The 25,319-nt window shown below is 40.5% G+C and carries 20 protein-coding genes; 9 read left to right on the plus strand and 11 right to left on the minus strand.

Going from position 1 to position 25,319, the window contains the following annotated elements; all coding sequences use genetic code 11:
• Positions 1-157: 157 nt before the first annotated feature.
• Positions 158-1,669: an acetaldehyde dehydrogenase ExaC gene (exaC, locus tag CRO21_RS04315; RefSeq protein ID WP_097078067.1), complete on the minus strand. Its 1,512-nt coding sequence runs from the start codon at positions 1,667-1,669 to the stop codon at positions 158-160.
• A 169-nt stretch (positions 1,670-1,838) separates the two neighbouring features.
• Here exaC and CRO21_RS04320 point away from each other — a divergent pair, with 169 nt between their 5' ends.
• The 3 genes from CRO21_RS04320 to CRO21_RS04330 all read left to right on the plus strand — a co-directional run bounded on the left by CRO21_RS04320 (position 1,839) and on the right by CRO21_RS04330 (position 6,204).
• Positions 1,839-3,005: a sigma-54-dependent transcriptional regulator family protein gene (locus tag CRO21_RS04320; RefSeq protein WP_097078068.1), complete on the plus strand. Its 1,167-nt coding sequence runs from the start codon at positions 1,839-1,841 to the stop codon at positions 3,003-3,005.
• A gap of 473 nt (positions 3,006-3,478) precedes the next feature.
• A complete protein-coding gene (locus CRO21_RS04325) occupies positions 3,479-5,188 on the plus strand; it encodes an AAA family ATPase (protein WP_097078142.1) in 1,710 nt (569 codons plus the stop codon).
• A 281-nt stretch (positions 5,189-5,469) separates the two neighbouring features.
• The gene (locus CRO21_RS04330; RefSeq protein WP_097078069.1) at positions 5,470-6,204 is read left to right on the plus strand and encodes a DUF4184 family protein; all 735 of its coding nucleotides are present in this window, start codon (positions 5,470-5,472) and stop codon (positions 6,202-6,204) included.
• A 111-nt stretch (positions 6,205-6,315) separates the two neighbouring features.
• On the opposite strand, the gene CRO21_RS04335 is transcribed toward CRO21_RS04330, so the two are convergent.
• The 9 genes from CRO21_RS04335 to CRO21_RS04375 all read right to left on the minus strand — a co-directional run bounded on the left by CRO21_RS04335 (position 6,316) and on the right by CRO21_RS04375 (position 18,753).
• Positions 6,316-7,536 carry a multifunctional CCA addition/repair protein gene (locus tag CRO21_RS04335; protein WP_097078070.1) on the minus strand — a complete coding sequence of 407 codons (1,221 nt, stop codon included), beginning with the start codon at positions 7,534-7,536 and terminating at the stop codon, positions 6,316-6,318.
• 93 nt (positions 7,537-7,629) lie between these two features.
• On the minus strand, positions 7,630-9,903 hold the full coding sequence (locus tag CRO21_RS04340) for an NADP-dependent malic enzyme (protein WP_097078071.1): 2,274 nt from the start codon (positions 9,901-9,903) through the stop codon (positions 7,630-7,632).
• 128 nt (positions 9,904-10,031) lie between these two features.
• Positions 10,032-12,605 (minus strand): sensor domain-containing protein, encoded by a 2,574-nt coding sequence (locus tag CRO21_RS04345; RefSeq protein ID WP_171293977.1) that lies wholly within the window; start codon positions 12,603-12,605, stop codon positions 10,032-10,034.
• A gap of 510 nt (positions 12,606-13,115) precedes the next feature.
• The gene (locus CRO21_RS04350) at positions 13,116-13,823 is read right to left on the minus strand and encodes a 16S rRNA (uracil(1498)-N(3))-methyltransferase (protein ID WP_097078073.1); all 708 of its coding nucleotides are present in this window, start codon (positions 13,821-13,823) and stop codon (positions 13,116-13,118) included.
• 18 nt (positions 13,824-13,841) lie between these two features.
• Positions 13,842-14,678, minus strand: a complete 837-nt coding sequence (gene metF, locus CRO21_RS04355) for a methylenetetrahydrofolate reductase [NAD(P)H] (RefSeq protein ID WP_097078074.1) — start codon at positions 14,676-14,678, stop codon at positions 13,842-13,844.
• Between the two features lie 130 nt (positions 14,679-14,808).
• Complete coding sequence (gene ahcY, locus CRO21_RS04360) at positions 14,809-16,191, minus strand: adenosylhomocysteinase (RefSeq protein ID WP_097078075.1); 1,383 nt, start codon at positions 16,189-16,191, stop codon at positions 14,809-14,811.
• 392 nt (positions 16,192-16,583) lie between these two features.
• Positions 16,584-18,227 carry a PepSY-associated TM helix domain-containing protein gene (locus tag CRO21_RS04365; RefSeq protein ID WP_097078076.1) on the minus strand — a complete coding sequence of 548 codons (1,644 nt, stop codon included), beginning with the start codon at positions 18,225-18,227 and terminating at the stop codon, positions 16,584-16,586.
• Between the two features lie 3 nt (positions 18,228-18,230).
• Positions 18,231-18,521, minus strand: coding sequence for a hypothetical protein (locus CRO21_RS04370; protein ID WP_087618750.1), 291 nt, complete (start codon positions 18,519-18,521; stop codon positions 18,231-18,233).
• Positions 18,505-18,753, minus strand: a complete 249-nt coding sequence (locus CRO21_RS04375) for a hypothetical protein (protein WP_141398109.1) — start codon at positions 18,751-18,753, stop codon at positions 18,505-18,507. The genes CRO21_RS04370 and CRO21_RS04375 overlap by 17 nt, the downstream gene beginning before the upstream one ends.
• Before the next feature lie 248 nt (positions 18,754-19,001).
• Between CRO21_RS04375 and rraA the strand changes: the two genes are divergently transcribed.
• Positions 19,002-19,511 carry a ribonuclease E activity regulator RraA gene (gene rraA / locus CRO21_RS04380; RefSeq protein WP_097078078.1) on the plus strand — a complete coding sequence of 170 codons (510 nt, stop codon included), beginning with the start codon at positions 19,002-19,004 and terminating at the stop codon, positions 19,509-19,511.
• Between the two features lie 25 nt (positions 19,512-19,536).
• A complete protein-coding gene (locus CRO21_RS04385) occupies positions 19,537-20,322 on the plus strand; it encodes a glutathione S-transferase N-terminal domain-containing protein (RefSeq protein ID WP_097078079.1) in 786 nt (261 codons plus the stop codon).
• Positions 20,323-20,352: 30 nt separating this feature from the next.
• Here CRO21_RS04385 and CRO21_RS04390 read toward each other — a convergent pair whose 3' ends face one another.
• Positions 20,353-21,318, minus strand: a complete 966-nt coding sequence (locus CRO21_RS04390) for a LysR family transcriptional regulator (protein ID WP_097078080.1) — start codon at positions 21,316-21,318, stop codon at positions 20,353-20,355.
• Positions 21,319-21,405: 87 nt separating this feature from the next.
• Here CRO21_RS04390 and CRO21_RS04395 point away from each other — a divergent pair, with 87 nt between their 5' ends.
• From CRO21_RS04395 to CRO21_RS04410, 4 genes are read left to right on the plus strand one after another with little or no spacing between them, the layout of a single operon-like run.
• Positions 21,406-22,653, plus strand: a complete 1,248-nt coding sequence (locus CRO21_RS04395) for an acyl-CoA dehydrogenase family protein (protein WP_097078081.1) — start codon at positions 21,406-21,408, stop codon at positions 22,651-22,653.
• Between the two features lie 13 nt (positions 22,654-22,666).
• Positions 22,667-23,788: a phosphotransferase family protein gene (locus CRO21_RS04400; RefSeq protein WP_097078082.1), complete on the plus strand. Its 1,122-nt coding sequence runs from the start codon at positions 22,667-22,669 to the stop codon at positions 23,786-23,788.
• Entirely contained in the window at positions 23,785-24,483 is a 699-nt protein-coding gene (locus CRO21_RS04405; protein ID WP_097078083.1) for a histidine phosphatase family protein, read from the plus strand. Before CRO21_RS04400 ends, CRO21_RS04405 begins: the two co-directional genes overlap by 4 nt.
• A gap of 13 nt (positions 24,484-24,496) precedes the next feature.
• Positions 24,497-25,231 (plus strand): SDR family oxidoreductase, encoded by a 735-nt coding sequence (locus CRO21_RS04410; RefSeq protein WP_097078084.1) that lies wholly within the window; start codon positions 24,497-24,499, stop codon positions 25,229-25,231.
• Positions 25,232-25,319 lie beyond the last annotated feature (88 nt).

Consider the following 25,319-nt stretch of genomic DNA (forward strand, 5'->3'; position numbering starts at 1 on the left):
TCATAGACGAAATGTCAACAGACCCTAAATTTAATAACGAATGTTAGAGCGTGCTAAGAATTAAATCGTATCTGATTTGAAGAGTAAAAAAAAGTAGATGCATAAAAAACCCAGATCCGAAGATCTGGGTGGGAGAGAAGGGATAAATAGGAGGTGCTTAGAAAAAGCCCATTGGTTTTTCAGAATAGCTCACCAATAAGTTTTTGGTTTGTTGATAATGGTTCAACATATCCTTGTGGTTTTCACGGCCAATACCTGATTTTTTATAGCCACCAAATGCAGCATGGGCAGGGTAGAGGTGATAACAGTTGGTCCAGACACGACCAGCCTGAATTGCACGACCGGCACGATAAGTAGTATGGGCAGAACGCGACCATACACCTGCACCTAGACCATAAATCGTATCATTGGCAATTTTGATGGCTTCATCAAAATCTTTAAAGGTCGTAACTGATAGCACGGGTCCAAAAATCTCTTCCTGGAAAATCTTCATGCTGTTGTCGCCTTTAAAGATCGTTGGCTCAATATAGAAACCTTGACCTACATCATGACGTGCCTCACCACCGGTTAATACCTGTGCGCCTTCTTCACGACCTGTTGCAATACAGCCAAGGATTTTATTTTGCTGTTCTTGTGATGCCTGTGCACCAATCATGGTTGTTGTATCAAGTGGATGACCGGTTTTAATGCGTTTTACACGTTCAACCGCTTTTTCTAGGAATTGATCTGCAATGCTTTCTTGTACCAGTGCACGGGAAGGACAGGTACAAATTTCACCCTGATTCAAGGCAAACATGGAGAAGCCTTCAAGTGCTTTTTCCAAATAATCATCTTCACGATCAAGAATATCTTCAAAGAAGATATTTGGTGATTTACCACCCAGCTCAAGGGTTACAGGGATAATGTTTTCAGTTGCATATTGCATGATCAACTGACCAACCTGAGTTGAACCGGTAAATGCAATTTTGGAAATACGTGGGCTGGTTGCCAGTGGACGACCCACTTCTGCACCAAAACCGTTGACGATGTTCAGAATACCGGCTGGTAAAATATCTTGAATAAGTTCAGCCAATACCAGAATACTGACAGGCGTTTGTTCTGCTGGTTTAAGGACGATACAGTTACCTGCCGCCAGTGCTGGTGCAATTTTCCATGCTGCCATCAGGATCGGGAAATTCCATGGAATAATTTGTCCAACGACACCTAAGGGCTCGTGAAAATGGTAAGCAATGGTATCGTGATCAATTTCAGAGATTCCGCCTTCCTGTGCACGAATACAACCGGCAAAATAACGGAAATGGTCAATGGCAAGAGGAATGTCTGCTGCCAGTGTTTCACGAACAGGTTTACCATTATCCCAGGTTTCTGCAACTGCCAGTGTTTCTAAATTTTCTTCCAAACGATCAGCAATTTTTAATAAAACATTGGAGCGTTCGGTTGGAGAAGCATTGCCCCATTTTTCTTTTGCTGCATGTGCAGCATCCAAGGCAAGTTCGATGTCTTCTACAGTTGAACGAGGTGCTTTTGTAAATATCTCGCCATTGACCGGAGAAACATTATCAAAGTATTGTCCTTTAACTGGCGCAATCCATTTACCGCCAATAAAGTTTTCATACTGTACTTTAAACTGAATTTTTGATCCTTCAGTATTTGGGTCTGCATAGCGCATATTGACATCCTTTTGTCTAAGTAACATTGTTAAATGTATCCACGACATGATACATATATACTTAACATATCGCTGATGGCGCAGATACAATGTAGTATTGTTGAAATAGCATAGCAATATAAGGTTGGCAAAAGGTTGGAATTCCTTTACTTTGAATAAGGATGTTACAATGCTACTAAATAACGAAGTAAATCAACAGCGTAGAGAAGTTGATCGGTTAAAAAACAAGGCTGTTATTAATGCTGCTGAAAGTGCCTGTTTGGGACAATCGATTGCCAGCTCTTGGCAGCGCTCCAAAGAAGCTAAAATTCCTGAAGACCGGATGGCTGCTCCGATTACAAAAAATACACAATTTGAATCTGTACTTGATCGTGCCATGAATTTTTGTGCTGATGATTTAAGGCATGTCGCAGATAGTTCTTCAATGGTAATTGCGGTTGCCGATACCACCTCGTTAATCCGCTGGGTAGGTGCAAGCTGTCACATGCGACATGCCGCCGAAAGAGTCCACTTTGTCAAAGGGGGGCAGTGGCGTGAAGATTTTGTTGGGACCAATGCATTGGCCCTTTCGTTAAGAACGCGTCAATCGAGTTGTGTTTTTTCTAATGAGCATTACATGAGCTCCATCCATGACTGGGTATGTTATGCCGCACCGATTTATGACAATACGAAACAGATTGTCGGTGTGGTCGACTTATCTACCAAATGGAAAAATCATAATAGCTTGGGTGTGCTGGCCGCAGAACGATGTGCAGGGATTATTCAGAGCGCCTTGGAACTAGTGCAGCAGGCTCAACTTAAACTCAAATGTTTTGGTGCCCCACAAGTACAATATCAGGGACGTGCCATCGCACTAACACCAAGACAAATCGAAATCGTGACCATTTTGACCTTATGCAAACAGGGCATGACGCTGGATCAATTGCATCATGCGTTATATGGCGAAAGAAAGGTTAGTCTAGGGACTTTAAAAGCGGAAATGTCGCAGTTACGTGAGCTTTTGGGTGGCATGCTGGGATCGCGTCCCTATCGTTTACTGCTTGATGTTCATGCCGATTTTCTAGAATTGGAAACAGCACTGGATGCCGATTATGTACAATCAGCCTTGCAGTTCTATAAAGGTGTTTTTTTATCCAAAACGGAAAGTCCTTTTTTAACAGCTTGGCGGGATTGTATTGAATCGCGATTAAGCGAAGCAATTTTTAAAATTGAAGAAAAAGATTTGTTACTTAAGCATATTGCTTATTTCCCGGATGCGCTGGATGCGGTTGAGCGGTTAATTGAACTCATGCCACAGGATCATCCTGTTCATCGCTTATTTAAACGCTATCAGTAACTGGATTGATAAGTATGTGTAAAGATGAAGAATTTCAACAACAATAGCATCGTGTTTTTTAAGCAAGGAAGAATTTTATAAAGCTGTTGAAAATAGCACAAATAAAAAAAAGGGATATTGCTAGTGAACAATATCCCCAAAGTTGGGAGCGGGAATTAAGTTTTTAAATCATCAGGTTTGATATAACTTTTATAATTTCAAACATTTGGTTAAATAATATTAAAAATATGAGTTCGACCTTCTGTATACTTTGCCTATCGATCTAACCGAAGTATGAGAAAATCTATAATTTTTCGCCACCTACAAAACACCTACCATTTGTAATGATTTATTGTGAAACGGCTTTACATCATTGTATTCGATCTAAAAGACTTAGGTTCAGTCCGCAAATCGAGGCGAAATAAAAGAATATTTTATTGCATCAGGTTTTTCCGCTAAACTTAGGCCTGAATTTAAGCCATACGATTGTATTTATGAAACAAGAAACTGCCCTGAAATTATTAAAAGCTGGTGAAAATATATTTTTAACCGGATCGGCAGGTGCGGGGAAGACGTATACCTTAAATCAATATATTCAATATTTAAAGGCCAGAAAAGTCACTGTTGCCGTGACAGCATCGACCGGGATTGCTGCGACACATATGAATGGCATGACCATCCATACCTGGGCCGGGATTGGCATTAAAGACACTTTAACCGAATCTGAATTAAAGCGTATGTACGAACGTAAATATTTACGTGAACATATCGAAAAAACGCAGGTACTGGTGATTGATGAAATCTCGATGTTACATGCCAAGCAGTTGAATCTGGTCAATCAGGTGTTAAAATTTTTTAAGGATTCAGATCAGCCATTTGGTGGAATTCAGGTTATTGCGTCGGGTGATTTTTTCCAGTTGCCACCTGTTGGACGAAATGGTGAATTAAACCGGGATAAATTTGCTTTTATGTCGGAAGCTTGGGTTGACGCCAAATTTCGAGTCTGTTACCTGACAGAACAGCACCGTCAATCAGACAGCGTCTTGGATCAAATTCTCAATGCGATTCGTCGGCAGGATATTTCCGAGCAACATATCCAGCAGTTGCTTCAAACCAAGCATCAACCACATCAAAATGAAATTGTCACCCGTCTTTATACCCATAATATGGATGTAGATAACTTGAACTACCAACATTTGGGACAGATTGAAGGCAAATTAAAACGTTTTGATGCGATTGTTGATGGTAATGAAAAACTGATTGAAACCCTTAAGTCTTCGGTGCGTGCGCCGCAGCAGCTTGAGTTAAAAAAAGGCGCCAAAGTCATGTTTGTCAAAAATAATTTTGACATGGGTTATGTGAATGGTAGTATTGGAGAAATTAAGGGATTTGTAGAGGACGAAGAACAAGGTATTTTGCCGCAGGTGCTGATGAAAGATGGTTCGACCATTGTGGTTGAACCTGAAACCTGGTCAATTGAAAATGAACAGGGACAGGTATTGGCGAGTTTGACCCAGATTCCGCTTCGTCTAGCATGGGCGATTACCATTCACAAAAGTCAGGGCATGACGCTTGAAAGTGCGGAAATTAATCTGGCCAATACTTTTGAAAAGGGTCAGGGCTATGTGGCATTGTCGCGGTTAAAATCTCTGGAAGGTTTAAAACTGGTTGATTTTAATCCTCAGGCACTGGAACTGGATCGGCTTGCCATGAAAGCCGATAGCCGTTTTCAGGAATTGTCCTCTGAAGCAGAACAGCATTTTGCCGAGATGGATTTGAGTAAGCAGCATGATGCCTTTATTCGTCGTTGTGGTGGAACGCTGAATTTGCTTGAGATCGAACGGAATGAGAAAAAAATCGGTAAAAAAATAAAAGAAAGTTATAGCACCAATACGCTTGAGGAAACCAAAGCGTTATTTGAAGCGGATTATGAGATTGAAGATATTGCTGCCGAACGAAAATTGACAAAATCCACAATTATTAATCATTTGGCACGTTTATCGCGGGAACAAAATTTAAATATAGAGCGGATTAAACCTGATGAAGAAGATTTAGAGCCGATTCGCACAGCCTATAAAAAATTGCAAAAGCGCAATAATGCCGAAGACATGAATGATGATGGCAGCATCAAATTGAGACCATTGGTGGAAGCCACCCGTTTAAGTTATGAACAGGTGAGATTGGCATTGTTGTTTATTGTTTAGATTAAGTTTTTTATATTTATACATCGATACGCCAATCTCAACTTATCTAAGAATATCATTTTTCACTAAAACGCTAATAATCTTATGTTTTTGCAATTTTGGTTGCCTACGGCAATCAAAATTGCAAGGGACTTTGGGGGCGTACGCCCCCAAAGTCCCTCCCTCGCCGAGCCGCCAAAGGCGGTGAGGCGAGCAATATTTGTGTAAAATTAACAATTTTAAATTATTTATTAATCAGTTAATAATGAATTAAAGTTGAGATTGACGTATGGATATAAATTATGCCATTTACTTTTGCTCATCCTGCAATTGTTTTACCACTTGCAAAATTTTCCAGAAAATTTTCATTAACAGGACTCATTATAGGCAGCTTAATTCCTGATTTCGAATATTTTTTAAGGATGAGAATTAGAAGTGACTATAGTCATAATTTAATTGGTATTTTTAATTTTGATTTACCACTTGGATTGCTTGTTGTTTTTATTTTTCATTATCTTGTTCGGGATAGCTTAATTCATAATCTTCCTTTATTTTTAAAGTCAAGATTTATTAATTATGAAGGATATGACTGGAATAGTTATTTTAAAAATAATTGGATAATTGTAATTTATTCATTATTAATCGGTATAATTTCTCATATCCTATGGGATAATTTTAGTCATAATACAGGATATTTTTTAAATATATTTCCTATCTTAAATGAAAAAATAAGTTTATTTAATCATCATATTTTTATTTTTAAAATTGTGCAGCATATGAGTACAATGGTTGGTTTTATTTTTATCATTCTATGTATTTTTAGAATGCCAAAACATGAAATTATAAATTTAAAAATAAATTTTGATTACTGGTTGATCATGATTTTTATTGTGTTTTTTGTAGTAGGTGTAAGGTTAATTTTTGGGTTAGAGTTATATCAGTATGGGCATTTGGTCGTTAATATAATTTCTGCAATATTAATTGCCTTGGTACTGACCCCAATATTAATTAATTTAGTCAAATATTTAAGAAAATAAAGATAAATAATAAAATTTAATTATTCATGCTTTATATTCTTTAGATAACCTTGCGATATACTATAATTCTCATATCTCCATTATGAATAATATCCAGTTCATACTCCTAGATTAGGAATGATTTTCCATAAAACTGCGAATAAAGATCATGCGCTGTTCGGTAAGATGCTCGCCAATGTCTGCACCTTTTAAATCGGCGGGAATGTCGATTTTTAATTCACGAATCTGCTTGGCTAATTCTTGCAATACATCTGCCTGTGGATAGGCTTTATCTTCAAAATTTAAGCGGCCACGGGCATCACATAAACAAGCCTGACTAAACCAGACCACAAATTCCGGTTTGCGTAAGACATCAAGATTTTTTAGTAATTTCCAGATGGTGCTGGCCTTTAATGTAAACAGTTGATGGCATAGTAAATGAAACTCGCAGACTTTTAAGGCCAATTGTTGATATTCGGTGGGTACTTTAAGGCGTTGGCAGAGTGCCTTGACCGGTTCAATACCTCGTTTTTCGTGCATGATATGCCGAGGTAAAACATCAGCAGGGGTGAGTGCCTTGCCGAGGTCGTGGCATAGCACTGCAAAACACACAATGGTGCTAAATTGATTTTGGCAAGCTTGCTGTAACGACATTAAGGTATGAATACCACAATCGATTTCGGGATGATACTCGGGACGTTGCGGTACACCAAACAGGGCATCAATTTCAGGGAAAAGAATTTTTAGGGCACCACAATCTTTTAATACCTGAAAATAAACATCAGCATGCTCTTCTGCCAAGGCTCGTACGGTTTCTTTCCAGACCCGCTCGGCAGTTAAATGTTCCAGTTCACCCGATTGGGCGATATGCTGCATTAATGCCAAGGTTTCATCGGCAATTTTAAATCCGTAGGTATGGTAACGTGCGGTAAAACGTGCCACGCGCAATACGCGTAATGGATCTTCAATAAATGCATCGGAGACATGGCGCAAGATACGCTGATCCAGATCCTGTTGCCCATGATAGGGGTCAAAAATATCACCAGCTTCATTCATTGCCATGGCATTGATGGTGAGATCCCGACGATAAAGGTCTTGTTCTAGTGTAATTTCTGGAGAAGTGTAAAAATCAAAGCCACCATAACCATGACCATTTTTTCGTTCGGTACGGGCAAGTGCATATTCATCTTTACTTTCCGGATGTAAAAAGACCGGAAAATCCTTACCCACAGGTTGAAAACCTTGCTGTATTAATTGTTGTGGCGTTGCACCTACCACCACATAATCTCTTTCGATGATCGGACGCTGTAATAAATGGTCACGTACTGCGCCACCTACCAAGTAAATTTGCATGAAAAAAACCTCTATCGTTATGAATACGATAGAGGCTTTTTAAAAATTTACAAGTTAAAACTGTTGTTCAAACCTATAAATGAGCAATACAAGTTATTGCTGTTCTGCTTGTTGAATTTCTGCAACGGTCAATGCGGTCATGTTGATGACACGACGTGTCGTCGCAGTTGGCGTCAGAATATGTACAGGTTTTGCTGCACCTAATAGAATTGGCCCAATGGTAACATTATTACCAGAAGTTGATTTCAATAAGTTAAATGAAATATTGGCAGCATCCAGATTCGGCATGATCAATAAGTTGGCAGAACCTTTAAAGCGTGAATTCGGGAATGCAAAATGACGAATATTTTCATCAAGTGCTGCATCAGCATGCATTTCACCTTCCACTTCAAGCTCAGGCGCAATCTCAGACAAGATACGATACACTTCACGCATTTTTTGTGCACTTGGATCATGTGCATCACTACCAAAACTGGAGTGAGACAAGAGTGCAATACGTGGTGTAATACCAAAACGACGCACTTCTTCGGCCGCTAGAATGGTCATTTCTGCCAGTTGTTCCGCAGTTGGGTTGGTATTGACATAGGTATCTGCAATAAAGACATTGCGGTCTTCAAGCATCAACGCATTTAAGGTAAAGAAGTTGCTACGACCTTGCTTAAGTCCAATCACATTACGTACAAAATCTAGATGAATATCATAGCTAGAATATGTGCCACACAGCATCCCATCAGCTTTACCAAACTTAACCAGCATAGCAGCAATTAAAGTTGAACGGCGACGTGTTTCACGTTGCGCGTATTCTACCGTAATACCGTTACGTTGATTGGCTTGATAATAATCCTTCCAGAATTCTTCATAGAACGGATTTTTTTCCTGATCGATAATCTCGATGTTTACGCCATCTTGTAAACGTAAGCCCAGTTTTTTGATATTATTTTCAATGATTGCGGTACGGCCGACCAGAATCGGTTTGGCAACACCGTCATCAACTGCAATTTGTGCCGCACGTAGGACACGCTGATCTTCACCTTCGGCATAGGCGATTCGTTTTGGATCGCTTTTGGCCTGTGCAAAAATCGGTTTCATGATAAATGCAGAATTGTAGACAAATTCGGATAAGCGTTGACGATAGACAGAAAAGTCTTCAATTGGACGGGTTGCGACACCAGAATCCATTGCGGCTTGTGCAACAGCAGGGGCAATTTCCAGAATCAGGCGTTGATCAAGTGGACGAGGGATTAAATAATCACGACCAAACGATGCAGATTTTTCGCCATAGGTTGCAGCATCTGCTTCTACATGCGCCATACGCGCAATGGCATGTACACAGGCAATTTTCATGTCTTCATTAATGGTGGTTGCACCAACGTCCAGCGCACCACGGAAGATATAAGGGAAGCACAGTGCGTTATTAACCTGATTTGGATAGTCAGAACGACCTGTCGCCATGATGGCATCCGGACGAACTTCATGTGCATGTTCTGGTAAAATTTCCGGATCCGGATTGGCGAGCGCAAAAATAATCGGATCTTTTGCCATATCCTTGACCATTTCTTTGGTCAGAATACCAGCAGCAGATAGGCCGAGGAACATATCTGCACCTGGAATGACTTCATGCAGTTTGGATTCCGGAATATCCTGCATATAGCGTTTTTTGGATTCGTCCAGACCTTCACGCGATGTGGTGATCAGACCACGTGAATCGGCAACGATAATATTTTCTTTTTTTGCACCCAGAGCACATAACAAATCTAAACAGGATAATGCTGCGGCACCTGCACCAGATGCGACAATTTTAATTTCATCAATTTTTTTATTTACGATTTGCAGGGCATTGAGCAATGCAGAACCAACAATAATACTGGTACCATGTTGATCATCATGGAATACCGGAATATTCATGCGTTCACGCAGTTTTTTCTCAATATAAAAACATTCTGGCGCTTTGATATCTTCTAAGTTGATGCCGCCAAATGTAGGTTCAAGTGCAGCCACAATATCCACAATTTTATCTGGATCGTTTTCTGCAATTTCAATATCGAAAACATCAACACCAGCGAATTTTTTAAATAATACGCCTTTACCTTCCATGACAGGTTTTGAAGCAAGTGGTCCAATATTACCCAGACCCAGTACCGCAGTACCGTTACTCACAACAGCAACAAGATTTCCACGGGCAGTATATTTTGCTGCCAAAGTAGGATCACGTTCTATTTCAAGACAAGGAACAGCAACACCAGGAGAATAGGCAAGTGCTAAATCATGTTGGTTAACGAGTTGTTTACTAGGAGTGACGCTGATTTTACCTGGGCGCGGAAATTCGTGGTAATACAAAGCCTGTTGCTTTAAAGATTGATCGTCCATTTTACTCTCTATTACGTTAAGCACTTAAATACTATAAATTAAGCAAGATCAATAAAATTTTTGGTGAGCTACTATAGCATTTTATAGGCATATACAATAGTACCAAGTGTTTATTTTAAGGGGCGAAATTACATGACATCTGTGATGAGAAACGGGCAGTTTTTGTAATTGGTTAAAAAATCAGTTGCCTGCTGTGGGGGCAAGGGCTTACCGATTAAATAACCTTGTAGAAAATCACAGCTTTCTCGCATTAAAAAGTCATATTGTGCTTGTGTTTCAACACCTTCAGCAACCGCTTTTTTATCCATGGTTTTGGTCATGGCAATGATGGCCCGGACAATGGCATCTTGATTAGCCGTACCAATTTTTGAGACAAAACTGCGGTCAATCTTGATGATATCAAATGAAAATTGAGCCAAATAGGCCAAAGAAGAATAACCTGTGCCAAAATCGTCTAATGATACTTTGATTTCTCGCTGTCTAAGCTGATGCATAAAGTGTTTCACATCATCCGTATTTTCCATAATAGACGTTTCGGTAATTTCCAACTCTAATTGGCGTGAAGAAATGCCATATTTTTTAAGTGTACAATCAATTTCTTCAATAAAGTTTCCACGTTGAATTTGCTGCGCGACGATATTGACCGATACACTGATATTTTTAAAGCCCAAATCTGACCATTTTTTAATCTGGGCACAGGACATATCCAGCACAATTTTACCAATAGTGGAGATTAGGCTGGTTTCTTCGGCCAGCGGAATAAATTGGGCAGGGGGAATAATGCCATGTTCGGGATGATTCCAACGTACCAGTGCTTCAAAACTATCAATCGTTTTGGTTTTTGCGTTGAATTTTGGCTGGTAATAAACAGTTAATTCATTTTGCTGAATGGCACGGCGTAATTCATTTTCCAGATTGACCCTAGAGGCCGAAGACAAGCGTTTTTCATTATGATAAATCCGGATGGTATTTCCGCCAATGCGTTTTGCTTCAAGTAGGGCAAGTTCGGCATGGTTGTTTAAACTATCCATCTGACGACCATGTTCGGGGAAAATTGCCACCCCGATTGAAATGGTCATGATCAATTCCTGATGATTAATTTTAAACGGTTCTTCAAACGCAGCAATCAGTTTCTCACAATGCAAGGTGATCTGATTTGTATTTTGTCCACACTCCAGAATCACCGAAAAATCATCGGCATTCAGTCTGGCAACCACCACGGCTTCGGCATTGGCTTGACGTAGACGATTGGCAACCTGACGTAATAATTCATCTCCACCATGATGATTCAATAACTCATTATAATAACGAAAACGATCCAGATTGATGCGAATAATGGCACATTGGGTTAATTGTTTTAAACTATTGGTTAAATAACTATGCAATTGATTATTAAAATAATAACGGTTGGGTAAATCGGTCAGGGTATCGTAAGTTTGTAAATAGGATAGGCGTTTTTCTGAGTTTTTGCGTTCGGTTAAATCAGTCACAATGCCAATATATTGACGAATCTTATTTTGTGTATTATAGATTGCATTAATATGTATCCATAAAGGTAATTCTTTACCATCACTTAATTCTTCAATAATCTCACCTTCAAATTCACCTTTGCTCATTAATTGCCTTAAGATTGATAAATGGGTTTTCTGAAGTTCTGGTTTATTACTCTGAGTGATATCAAAAACATGACGACCAAGCAACTGTTTTTCTTTAAGGTTGATTAATGTAAGATAATAAGGGTTAACATCAACATAATTTAATTTTTCATCTAATATAAAAATCCCCTGTGCCGCTTTTTTAAATACACTTGCAGAAAGTTTTAATCGTTCTTCTGCTTTTTTTTCATTATTAATATTGCGCCGAATACCCACCATACGAATGGGTTTATTGGTTTTGGGATCGCGCTGAACAACCCGGCCCATATCATGCACCCAGATCCACTGTTCAGTTTTATGATACAGGCGATAAACGGCTTCATAACGCGATGTAAAACCACGTAAATGATGACGCATTTCATGTTTAACATGTTCAATATCATCACAATGAATAAAATTACTTAAATGATGGATATAATAATCCATATTTTTAATGCTGTATCCAAATATTTTTAAGAAGTTACTGGTATCAATGAGCCGATTACGAATATCCCAGTCCCATGATGCAATCCCTGCGGTTTCGTGAACCATTTCCAGGTTTTGATGAGATCGTTCCAGTCGCGCATTCATTCTTTCAATATCAAATGTTCGTTCCTGTACTTTTTCCTCGAGTAGGCTGTTATTCCGTTGAAGTTCCTGTTTAATGAGTTCCGAACGGTTTTTTTCTTCTTCAAGTTCAAGTGAGAGGTGATTGATGAGTTGTTGTTTCCTTAAACTCTCCTGTTCTAAGGCTTCATTTGAAATTTTGCTTTTCATCAAGATGATACGTGATCGTGAAATAACATAACCCAGATAGAGAATGACAATAGCATAGGCATATATACAAATGAGATATAAAATTTTGTTTTCCGATGCAATATCAATAAAGTGAATTTGTAATATTGGTAATAGGGTGGGAATAATAAATACTAAAAATAATTTATAATGATAGGTTAGAAAAAATAGGGCAGTAATTTGTATTGTAATATGACATAAGATAATCAATCCAATAAATAGCATTTTTTCTGCATTAATTTGATCACTTAGATGAATATTTAAAAGCTGCATGCCTAATGCGATAAATATACCACTTAATAGTGTGGCAAAGTATAAAAATGATGTTTTGGTTTTATTGGATATACTTCGTTCTAAAATAATGATTTGGTTGATAATGAGGCCAATAATTAGCAATATTGTTGCGATAATAACCCAAATGATAAAGAAATATTTAAAATAATATATGTTAAATGAATAGAGTGTGAAGATAATAATTAAGAAGAAACTGAGAAAAAATAATTGTGTCCTAAAATTTTTAATTGACTCATCAAGTTGTAAACCCTTAAGTCTTTTCAGGTAACGACTATTTTGAGTATCCATATTCAACATAGTTTTTCCTTTGTAGGAAAGTACACAATTTATTTGTGTTTAATATTAAGCGCTACCCAACTAAAAATCATTGACCTAATCCATTTATTTTGTTTAGATCATGCTACTTTTATTATATTTAAAATACATTGCAGAAGTTGGAAAAGCAAGCGCATTATGCGTGTTTCTTATACTATTTGTATTATTGTATATTTAAATTGAATTAAAAATACTCAAAGCAACCACTGGTGCAGTTTCGGTACGTAATACGCGATCACCAATGGTCCACGAGGCAAAACCCTGTTGATGGGCAAAATCAATTTCACTTTGACTCAAGCCACCTTCCGGTCCAACCAATACGGCAATTTGTGCAGGTAAGGGTTGGGGTAACTGGATTTTTTCCTGACTCAATGCCATGACCAGTTTTAGATCAGCCTGATTCTGGTTAACCCAGTCCTGTACAGAGAGAGGTGCAAGAATTTTTGGAATACGATTCATACCACATTGCTCACACGCAGCAATGGCAATACCTTGCCAGTGTTCGATTTTCTTTTGGTCACGCTCGTATTTAAGGCGCATTTCGCAGCGTTCACTGGTGAGAAGCTGGATTGCATGAACGCCAAGTTCGGTGGCTTTTTGAATGGCGTAATCCATGCGGTCGCCTTTACTCATCACCTGTCCAAGGGTGACCTGAAAAGCTGGTGTATGATCCTGCGGATGAAATACATCAACTGATACAAAGGCATTTTTCTTATTAATTTCGACAAGATGAACTTGATATTCGCCGCCTTTTCCATTAAATAAGGTGGCTTGATCATCAATTTGTGCTCGTAATACCCGGCACCAGTGATGAAAAACCGCTTCTGACAAGGCGGCGGTTGTGCCTGTTTGCAGTTCAGTATCGATATAGAAGCGGTTCATGGACTAGTTCCCGAGAATTTAAGCCAGACCTAAATCAACCACGAGTTGTCGGGTTGGTTCGGTATGATTCATGGAATAAAAATGCAAACTTGGTGCGCCACCGGCAATTAAACGCTCACACAGTTTAAGCACAACCTCATGGCCAAAGGCCTGAATACTTTTACTATCGTCCCCGTAGGTAGCCAGTTGTTTGCGAATCCAGCGTGGAATTTCTGCACCTGTACCATCTGCAAAACGGATCAAATTGCTGGCATTGGTAATTGGCATGATACCCGGTGCTACCGGAATCGTGATGCCTGCTTTTTGCAGACGATCAATAAAGTAGAAGTAAGCATCTGGATTAAAAAAGAACTGTGTGATCGCTGCATTGGCACCTGCTTGTACTTTTTCAATAAAGCGCTGAATATCCTGATCAAAACTGTCTGCCTGTGGATGCATTTCCGGATAGGCTGCAACTTCAATCTGAAAGTGATCACCAGCATGTTCACGGATAAAACGCACCAGATCCTGCGCATAAGGCAATTCACCTAAGCCCACTTGACCGGAAGGTAAGTCACCACGTAAGGCAACGATACGATTGATCCCTTGAGATTTATATAAATCCAGCAGTTCGGCAATACGGGCCTTGTCATCACCAATACAGGATAGGTGTGGTGCTACGGGCGCACCTTTGCCATTAAATTCTTCAATCGCTGCCAACGTGCGTTCACGTGTTGAACCACCTGCACCATAGGTAATCGAAAAAAATTCTGGTTGCAGTAATTGTAATTGTTGGTGTACAACTTTAAGTTTTTCGGCACCTACATCAGTTTTCGGTGGAAAAAACTCGAATGAAATCGGAATGTGTTTGCTCATGTTAAAGCCTTTATAAATCCCTCCCAACCTCCCTTTAAGAAGGGAGGAGTATTGCGTCTCATATAAGGTATTGATTTCGCAAAATTCCCCTCTTTTATAAAGAGGGGTTAGGGGAGATTTCAATCAAAAATTAGTATTTATAAGCGTCAGATTTATATGGACCTTCAACCGGTACACCTAGATAATCTGCCTGAACCTGTGTTAATTGGGTCAGTACTCCACCAAAACCTACAACCATGGCTGCGGCAACTTCTTCATCCAGTTTTTTCGGTAAAAGCTCGACACGAATATGTTTGGTCTTTTCTTCAGCAGGCAGGTCAGCAAATTTTTCTGCAAACAGATGCATTTGGCCTAGCACCTGATTGGCAAAAGAACCGTCCATTACACGTGAAGGGTGACCGGTGGCATTACCCAGATTAACCAGACGACCTTCGGAAAGCAGAATTAAATAGTCATTTTCGTTTTCTGAACGATAGACCTGATGCACTTGAGGTTTAACTTCAACCCATTTGTAACCACGTAAGTAATTGGTATCAATTTCTGTATCAAAGTGACCAATGTTACATACTACTGCACCAGATTTTAAGCTATCTAGCATCACTGAATCGCAAACGTGATAGTTACCTGTGGTAGTGACAATCAAATCGGTATTGTGTAAAAGTTCTAAATTAATGTCTTCTTTTTTACCCGTTTGTACACCATTTTTGTATGGTGAAACTACTTCGTAACCATCCATGCAGGCTTGCATAGCACAGATTGGATCGACTTCGGTAACACGTACAATCATGCCTTCCTGACGTAAAGATTGTGCAGAACCTTTACCCACATCACCATAGCCAATCACCAGCGCACGACGACCAGACAACAACATGTCTGTACCACGTTTAATGGCATCGTTCAGGGAGTGACGGCAACCATATTTATTGTCATTTTTGGATTTGGTCACGGAGTCATTGACATTGATGGCAGGGACTTTAAGCGAACCGTCTTTCCACATGTCATGTAAACGGGCAACACCAGTCGTAGTTTCTTCGGTAATCCCGTGAATATGGTTTAATAGTTCTGGATATTTGTCGTGAACGAGAGCAGTTAAGTCACCGCCATCATCCAGAATCATATTGGCATCCCAAGGGGTACCATTCACATTGATTTGTTGTTCCAGACACCAGTTGTATTCTTCTTCGGTTTCGCCTTTCCATGCAAATACTGGAATACCGCTTGCTGCAATCGCTGCGGCTGCATGATCCTGAGTCGAAAAAATATTACATGATGTCCAGCGTACTTCTGCACCCAATTCAACCAGTGTCTCAATTAACACCGCAGTTTGAATGGTCATGTGGATACAGCCAAGAATTTTTGCGCCTGCTAGTGGTTTTGCAGCAGCATAGCGCTTACGCAAACCGATTAAGGCCGGCATTTCTGCTTCGGCAAGTTTGATTTCTTTACGACCGTAATCGGCAAGGGAAATGTCGGCAACTTTATAATCTGTGAATGAAGCATTAACCGCGTTCATTAGGATCTCCTGAAAATATTGATGATCGTTCTGTTCGCGGATGCCGTTGTTGGTTATTTGAATAGATAACCGAAAAGTCGAGCCTGGCAAATTGATTCTGATACAGGCATGTATCGATCATATTGTCGCAGCATCCCTCGACTAATAGCGCAGTATTATACTTGCAATTTATTCATACTTCCATTGCAATTTTATTGATCCGCCTGATTTTAATCCATCATTTGCTGCTTTAATTAATAGACGACTTTGATGTTATGTTTTGCGATTCAAGTAACGATCAATAAGATTGGCGAATCAATATCGTATTTTAAGATGAGTGGATGAATGTATGAGCGCATCAAGCCTGAATGATTCAGACTTGATGTTTTAATGCTTGATACTTTAATGCTGGATCATGCTTCTGGATTAACCGGGTGCTTGATTGCCCAGATTGAGCCCACAGGCGCAATTTTTCTTCTGGCATTGGCTTGTTGATAAAAGCGCAGGAAACACACGGCAAAGATGAGCGCAAAAAGATCAATCCACAGCAGAGAGCCTTTTGCATACCATAACCCTAAATCCGGCCATACCCATGCAATCAAGCTGGTGACTGGGATCGTGAACAAAATGATGGCGATTGCCAGTAATAAATGTGGTAGCGCTTTGGCCGCACCAGTCACAAAGGCATAGACAATACTGATGATGAAAATTGCGTAATAACTATACATCATCAACAGGTTGATATTATCAGGGTTTGGGCTGATCACATAAAACCAGCGGATGGCAGACAAACTGCCAAAGATACCCAGAACACAACCCAGACATGCGCCAATGGTAAGATTGGCCATGAATTTAACGTCGTTACGTTGTTGCGGAATGGGCATACTTGCGGTTTTTTGTTTTTTCAGACGGGTTTCCACCCATAAAATATTGCCGGAATAGAATAAATAGGCACCACCAATGCCAAAAAGTAGATAAATCCAGCGCGTGATATCTCCGCCAAAGTTGCCAAAATGTAGGCTAAACATGGATTTAATCACTTTTTCAGCCACTGAGCTTTGTGTATCCAGTGTATTGGTTTTAAAGGCTTCGGTCTGATAAGGATTAAAGCTCATATAATCGAAATTATCACCCCGTAACATTTGGTTCGGGCTATATAAGGCTGCAAATCCACTGGCTTTTTCCGGCGTATCCAGATTATTCACACGTATGCCATCAACCCGATAATCAGGTGCGGACTGCTGTAACCGATGATAAATATTTTCGACATTAAGTTTAGGCTGTGTTTCGGCAAGCACCATGGGGGCAGGACGTTCAAACAATGGTTTGTCTTTAAAAGCCAGTTGTCCCAATGCACCATAAAATAAATCATGAAATGCAAAAACAATCACCGAAATGGCAATAATAATATGAAAAGGTAGACTGGTAATCCCGATTACATTATGGGTATCCAGCCAGAAGCGTTTTTTGTTTTTACCGGGACGGATCGCAAAATAGTCTTTTACTAGTGTTGGTAACAGTACAATCAGACCCGACATCATCGCCAGAAAATATAAAACAGCCACAACACCCATGACATAAACACCCAGTGTATGGTGTCCGAGCATGCCCGGAATCCCGGCGGTTTCATGGAGTTGCTCAATTAACCAGCCAATTTTGGAAATATTTTCCTGTTGAACGATTAAATTACCTTGCTTATCTAGTGATGCCAGTATAGTGGTTTGGGCGCTGTCAAAATGATGATCTTGTTCTGCCTCTTCATGCGGTGCATCCCAAAACATCGGTGCATTAAAGCCTTCTTTAGCGTGAAAACTTAATGTAAAGCCCTTGAGGGTTTCCGGATATTGCTGCTGGACTTTTTCCACCAGCTGATTGTATTGGTTAGTTTCAATTGCTGGCAGTTGTTGTTGTGGTGGTGCGGCCCATTTGCTTAGATCGTGTTGAAACATGGTCAAACCGGCAGCAAAGAAGCAAATAAATAGAAAAATGCCTGCGCTAATACCAACCCATGTATGAAGATTCTTGGCAATTTTGATTAAATCGGCACGTATTTTCATGATTTAACCTCGTAGCCAGAAGACGCAGGCATAGGCAATTAGATTGGCGATGCTATAGGTGACAACTGCCTGCCAGCCTTTGGGAAATAAATAAGCCAGAAAAAATAATGCCATCCACACCCACGGAATGGTCCACATACCAAATTGTGGTACCAGTGAACGCTCGAAGTGTCCCAAGGTTAATAATGAAACCAGACTCCCCATGGCAATACCGAAAGCCAGTCCAAGGAATAATCCGGCAAATGTTTTACTCCACCAATCAGGTTGTATCTTTTGATTATTTTTTGATTTCATGTGGAGTGTACCGTTTAAAAAGTGCAATAAAAGGTAGTAAACACCACATGACTGTGATGATTGCCATCCAAACGAAAACTGCAACGTGTTTTGGTAAAGCATAGAGTAGAATCAGCAAAGCAAAAATAAGAATAAATGCGCCGATATATCGCATCCATGTAGCCAGATGCTGCTTTAATAAGGTTTGATTGGAATGGCAAAGATACAGGCTGATGCATCCCAGAAAACTCATGAAAATACCAAAAGATTTCATATCAAGTAGCAAAATAAATAAAAGTAATTATCATTTAAATTTATTAAAAAAGAAAGCCTGAAAATAATTTAAGCCATATTTATATGCTTTTTAACTTATTTTTTTATCAATAAGCCCTAATGAAAATCGCATCATTGGTCGAAAGGCGATGTAAAAAACTGTACAAGCGAGCAAAGAAAGGTTAAAACATTGACATAAAATAATTGAGCAATCATGGAGTAATCAAAATGAGTGTGGCATTCGTTACGTGTGATCTGTTGGATGATAATGAAGCTAAGGATTTACAGGTAGTATCACCTTCAATTGATGGGAAAAGCTTTAAAAGCTATGGCGCACGTAAAACTTTTGGCGGTCAGGTGATTACGGTAAAGTGTTTTGAGGATAATTCCCGGGTTAAGGAATTATTGGCGACTGATGGCACAGGTAACGTTCTGGTGGTAGATGGCGGTGCATCCATTCGCTGTGCATTAATGGGTGATTTAATTGCCGAATCTGCGGTCAAAAATCACTGGAATGGTGTGATTATTTATGGTTGTGTGCGTGATGTTGATGCCATTGCCGAACTGGATCTAGGGGTTCATGCACTGGCAGCTATTCCACAAAAAAGTACGCGTAAAGGGATTGGTGAAACCGGCGTTACTTTATATTTTGGTGGTGTGGAAATTGCACAGGACGATTATATTTATGCAGATAATAATGGTATTGTGGTTGCAAAAGAAGCTCTGGTGCAATTATAACTTTGATTAAGCTGTAGGAATCATTATGCGAAAAATTGCACATCAGGTACAGATTATACAGGCACTGGCATCAAGCGTGACAGAAATGGGGCGGGGCATTATGGGAACGCCATTTCCCAAGCAACCGGAAAAAGCCTTAAAACTCTATGAGTTTGAAGGATGCCCATATTGCCGTCGAGTCAGGGAAGTATTGACCTTTTTAAATCTGGATGTGGAAATTTATCCCTGTCCCAAAAACGGCACCCGTTTTCGTCCTTTGGTAAAAGAACTCGGTGGTAAGTTGCAATTTCCATTTCTGATTGATGAAAATACCGGAGATCGGCTGTACCAGTCAGAAGCAATTATTGCGTATTTATTCAAATACTATAGTGCAGATGGCAAAGTCCCGCTGGCTTACCTGAACTATTCCAAACTTCCTGTGGTGGCTGGTGTTGGTGTATTGATTAGCGGCTTATATGGCATTGTCGCCAATGGCCATAATAAGAAGCATGCAGTGCCGGAAAAATTACTGGAATTATGGGGTTTTGAAGCCAGTCCTTATTGCCGTGTGGTACGAGCAAAACTAACCGAACTGGAACTCCCTTATATTCTGCATAATCTGCCCAAAGAACGCTGGCAAGATCAGGGACTTGCCAGTTTACGCTTAAAACCGGGCAAATATGTGCCGTTAAAAGGTGGAAAAAGGGAAAAGGCCATGCAACGTTTGGGCGGCAAAATCCAGTTACCTTATCTGGAAGATCCCAATACTGGCGTAAAAATGTTTGAATCAGAAGCAATTACGCTGTATCTGAAACAGCAGTATGGTGGTTAAATATATGAGATGATTTATTGTCATGGGGCTTTAAATCATTTCTTTCAAAGATTGACAGAAGATTTTTAAAATCTCCTGTCTTAAAAAATTGTGGCGGGGATTATCCTGTAAATCCTGATGCCAGAACATGCCCATACGAATATGCGGCAGTTCAATGGGCAATTCAAAAATATGTAAGTCCTGATCATAATGAAGATGTTTTAAAATGCTTTGTGGTATGGTCAAAATCGCAGTCGGATGTTGGGTGAGCACTTGTAAGGCGGTGGCATAGTGCTGGCAACGTAAAAAAATCTGTCTTGACTGTTTTTGTTGAATCTGTTGTTGGCGATGGAGATAAATATCTTCAATCAGTTGTCCGGTGCGGCGTGAAGATACACCAATATGCGGCGCCGACAAATAAATCTCTTTATTCATCTGTTGTTGTGCGGTACACACCACAAAAAAATCTTCAACCAGACACTGAAATTGCAATTTTTCATCGTTATGCTGCGCCAGATCAATGACAAAATCAATTTGTTGTGAGGCAAGATCGGCGCGCATATTTTTACGATCCAGTTTTGAGCTCAAGAACTGAATTTCTGGATTGAATTTCTGGAAATGTGCAATCAGTTTGGGGAAGATCAAGGGTTCGATTTCATCATGTACAGCAATTTTTAATTGTTGTAAGGTTTTTGGATCAAATGACTGTTGTTGCAGGCTAATATTTTGCAGACTGATCAGTGCCTGTTTAATGGGGAGATAGATCTGCTGTGCAAAAGCTGTGGGCAACATTTTATTGCCTGTACGAATAAATAGATCATCGTGCAACTGTAGCCTTAAACGCTGTAAGGCATGACTTACGGCTGACTGGCTGATACATAACAGATGGGCCGCTTTGGAAATGCTTTGTTGTTCAAAAATTGCAATAAATAAAGGATATAGATTGGCATCTATACGATAAAACTGGGGTAGGTCAAGATTGCTGTTTTTAGACATAGAATTATGAATATTGTTCATGATTGGCTATAGATTAAAATCATTTCATTCATATTAATTTTTGCACTATGCTGTTGTAAAGTAAAAATCAGATAAAAAGGATATTTTATGTTTAGCTTATCCGAACGTGCACAGGATTTTATTGTACGTACCAAAGCATTTATACAGCAGGAAATCGAACCGGTTGAAACTCAATTCTGGCAGGACGTTCATCAATTAAATGTTGATGGCGACTGGACCAAATGGTCATGGCCGACACAACTTGAACAATTAAAAGCCAAAGCCAAAGCTGCCGGATTATGGAATATGTTTTTGCCTGATCTGGTATTGGGTGCCGGATTGTCGGTACAGGAATATGCACATATTGCTGAATTAACAGGTCGTAGCTTGATTGCACCGACTGTATTTAACTGTAATGCGCCTGATAGTGGCAATATGGAAGTCCTATGGCGCTATGGTACAGACGCTCAAAAACAGCAATGGCTGGTGCCTTTGCTGGAAGGTAACATCCGTTCCGTGTTTGGCATGACTGAACCTGAAGTTGCTTCTAGTGATGCGACCAATATGCAGGCCACCGCAGTGGTAGAAGGGGATGAAATTGTTTTGAATGGCCGCAAATGGTGGTCGTCAGGTTTAGGTGATCCGAATGCCAAAATCATTATTTTTATGGCACATACACCTGATCCAAGTAAAGATCGTCATCATCAGCATTCGATGGTGTTGGTACCTGTGGAGAGCATAGGGGTAACGATTGAACGTATGTTGCCTGTATTTGGCGACTATGATGCCCCGCATGGGCATGGACAGATGAATTTTGACAATGTACGTGTGCCTATCAGTAATTTTATTGGTGGTGCAGGTCAGGGCTTTGAAATTGCACAGGGACGTTTGGGACCGGGACGGATTCATCATTGTATGCGCTGTATCGGTGCGGCAGAAAAAGCACTGGAATTGATGATTGACCGTGGTATGTCGCGTCATGCATTTGGCAAAGAAATTCTGAAATTAGGTGGTAACTTGGAACGAGTGGCGGATGCGAGAGTAGCGATTGATCAGGCCAGATTATTGACCTTGTATGCCGCCTACAAAATGGATACTGTCGGCAATATGGCGGCCTTGACAGAAATTTCTGCGATTAAAGTGGTGGCACCGAATGTATTGCAACAGGTGGTGGATATGGCAATCCAGATTCATGGCGGTGCAGGTGTATCCCGTGATACACCTTTAACTGCTTTTTTTAATCAGGCACGTAGCTTACGTCTGGCGGATGGTCCTGATGAAGTACATAAGAGCATGATTGCCAAACTGGAATTGAAAAAACGTGGCTATGGCCGCAAAAAGCCATCTGGACAATAAGAAGGGAATTCATATGTCAGTGATTGATATTGGCGGTCAAGTCCGCAAAGGCGAAGAACTGGATATTCAGGCTGTTGAAGCATGGTTAACACAACAAGGTGTACAATTACAGGGAACGGCACAGGTCACACAATATTCCGGTGGTGCATCAAACTGGACTTATCGGCTGCAATATGACAATGTCGATTTAATTTTACGTCGCCCTCCCAAAGGTACCAAAGCCAAATCGGCACATGATATGGTAAGGGAATATACCGTGCAAAAAGAACTCACCCCATTTTATCCAGTGCTGCCGGAGATGGTAGCATTGTGTCAGGATGAGAGTGTGATTGGTTGCGATTTCTATGTGATGAAACGTATAGAGGGGATTATTCCTCGTGCCAATCTACCTAAGGCGTTACAATTTGACGAAGCGCAGGTGCATGAATTGTGTATCAATCTGTTGGATAAACTAATTGAATTACATCAGGTGCCATATCAGGGCACTGCGCTGGAAAAACTTGGCAAGGGTGAGGGCTATTGTCGTCGTCAGGTTGAAGGCTGGGACAATCGCTATGCCAAAGCGCATACATCGAATGTGCCCGACTTTGCTTTTGTGCGGCAATGGCTGCTGGATAATATTCCGGCTGATTCTAGCACCTGTGTAATTCACAATGACTGGCGTTTTGACAATATCGTACTTGATCCGGCACAGCCAACCAAAGTGATTGGTGTACTGGACTGGGAAATGGCAACACTCGGCGATCCTTTAATGGATCTGGGGAGTGCCTTGGCCTATTGGGTACAGCAAGATGATGATGCCTTGATGAAGTCTACACGTCGCCAGCCCACCAATTTAAAAGGCATGCTTACTCGTCAGCAAGTGGTGGACTACTATCTGGGTAAAACAGGATTACAGCCTGAAAACTGGTCTTTTTATGAGGTATTTGGATTATTTCGTCTGGCAGGCATCGCCCAGCAAATTTATTATCGCTATTATCATCAACAAACCGATAATCCCGCCTTTAAAGATTTCTGGATCGTGATTCATGCCTTGCATATTCGAGCTTTACAATTGATTGCTCAACAGGATAGTGAAGCCAATACACTGATTCAGGAATTTTCGGCAAAATTGCAGGACATATTAAAACAATGACCACGATTTATTTTGTTCGTCATGGACAAGCCTCTTTTGGTGCAGAAAGTTATGACAAATTGTCTAGTACCGGTGAACAGCAAGCCGTGCTACTGGGTCAGTTTTTCAAACAGATTTTAAAACAGCAGCCTGTGGTGGTTGCAGGCAGTATGGTACGCCATCAGGAAACAGCAACGCTTGCATTGGCACAGTGTTTTCCAGAAACAGAAATACTGACAGACAGCGTCTGGAATGAATTTAATCATCAACAAGTCTTTGCCCAATATGAACCACGCTTTTTGCAGCCGGAATTATTGAAGCAGGACGTGGCACAGGAAAGTAATCCCCGAGCTTATCTGGCAAAGATTTTTGATGGCGCAATTGATCGCTGGATTAGTGCCGAGTTCGATCATGAATATGAGGAAACTTGGCAACATTTTAAAGATCGGGTTGAGCAGGCACTGCAAAATTTATGTGTCCAGCTGGCACAAAGTCAACCACGCTATGCCATTGTGTTTACCTCAGGTGGGGTGATTTCGGTGGTGGCAGGTAAAATTCTGGGCCTAGACGCCAAGCATACCTTTGCACTCAATTGGGCCATCGCCAATAGTAGTTTGACCACCTTGCGTCTGGTCGGCAGTGAACCACAATTACTGAGTTTAAATGAACATCATTTTATCAAGGCAGCAGGTTCCGATTTACTGACATGGATATAAAAGGAAGTATCGCATGAGCAAAACGATTTTAATTACAGGTGCAAGCTCCGGACTCGGTGCAGGGATGGCACGGGAATTTGCAGCCAAAGGCTATAATCTGGCGCTGTGTGCCCGTCGTTTAGAGAAATTACAGGCATTACAACAGGAAATTCAGCAGCAGTATACGGTCAGGGTCGAAGTGAAAACGCTAGACGTGACCCATTATGACGATGTGTTTACCGTATTTAAGGCATTCCAGCAGGATTTTGGGATGATTGATCGGATTATTGTGAATGCCGGTGTGGGCGATGGACGACGCATTGGTAAAGGAAATTTTGAGATTAACCGTGCCACGGCTGAAACCAATTTTATTTCTGCATTAGCGCAGTGTGAAGCGGCAGTCGAAATTTTTCGTGCGCAAAATTCAGGGCATCTGGTGGTGATTTCCTCCATGAGTGCTGTACGTGGCTTACCCAAACATTTGTCGACCTATGCTGCAAGTAAAGCAGCGGTTGCCCATCTGGCAGAGGGCATTCGGGCAGAGTTGATCAATACACCGATCAAGGTATCCACGATTTTTCCGGGTTATATTCGGACCGAGCTCAATGAAGGGGCAAAAAAGCTACCTTTTGAAGTTGACGAAAAAACGGGTTGTCAGGCGCTGGTTAAGGCGATTGAAAAACAGCCGGTTAAGGCTTATGTGCCGCAATGGCCATGGTTGCCAGTGGGTCTAGCCATGAAGGTCTTGCCATTAAAATGGGTTGTCTAGTCCTGAAATAAGTTGACACTGATTTCAACTATAAAACGCCTGATGAACCTCATTGGGCGTTTTGTATTTTAAGGCAAAGTGAGGTCGC

The sequence above is a fragment of the Acinetobacter puyangensis genome (assembly GCF_900096995.1).
GTDB lineage: Bacteria > Pseudomonadota > Gammaproteobacteria > Pseudomonadales > Moraxellaceae > Acinetobacter > Acinetobacter puyangensis.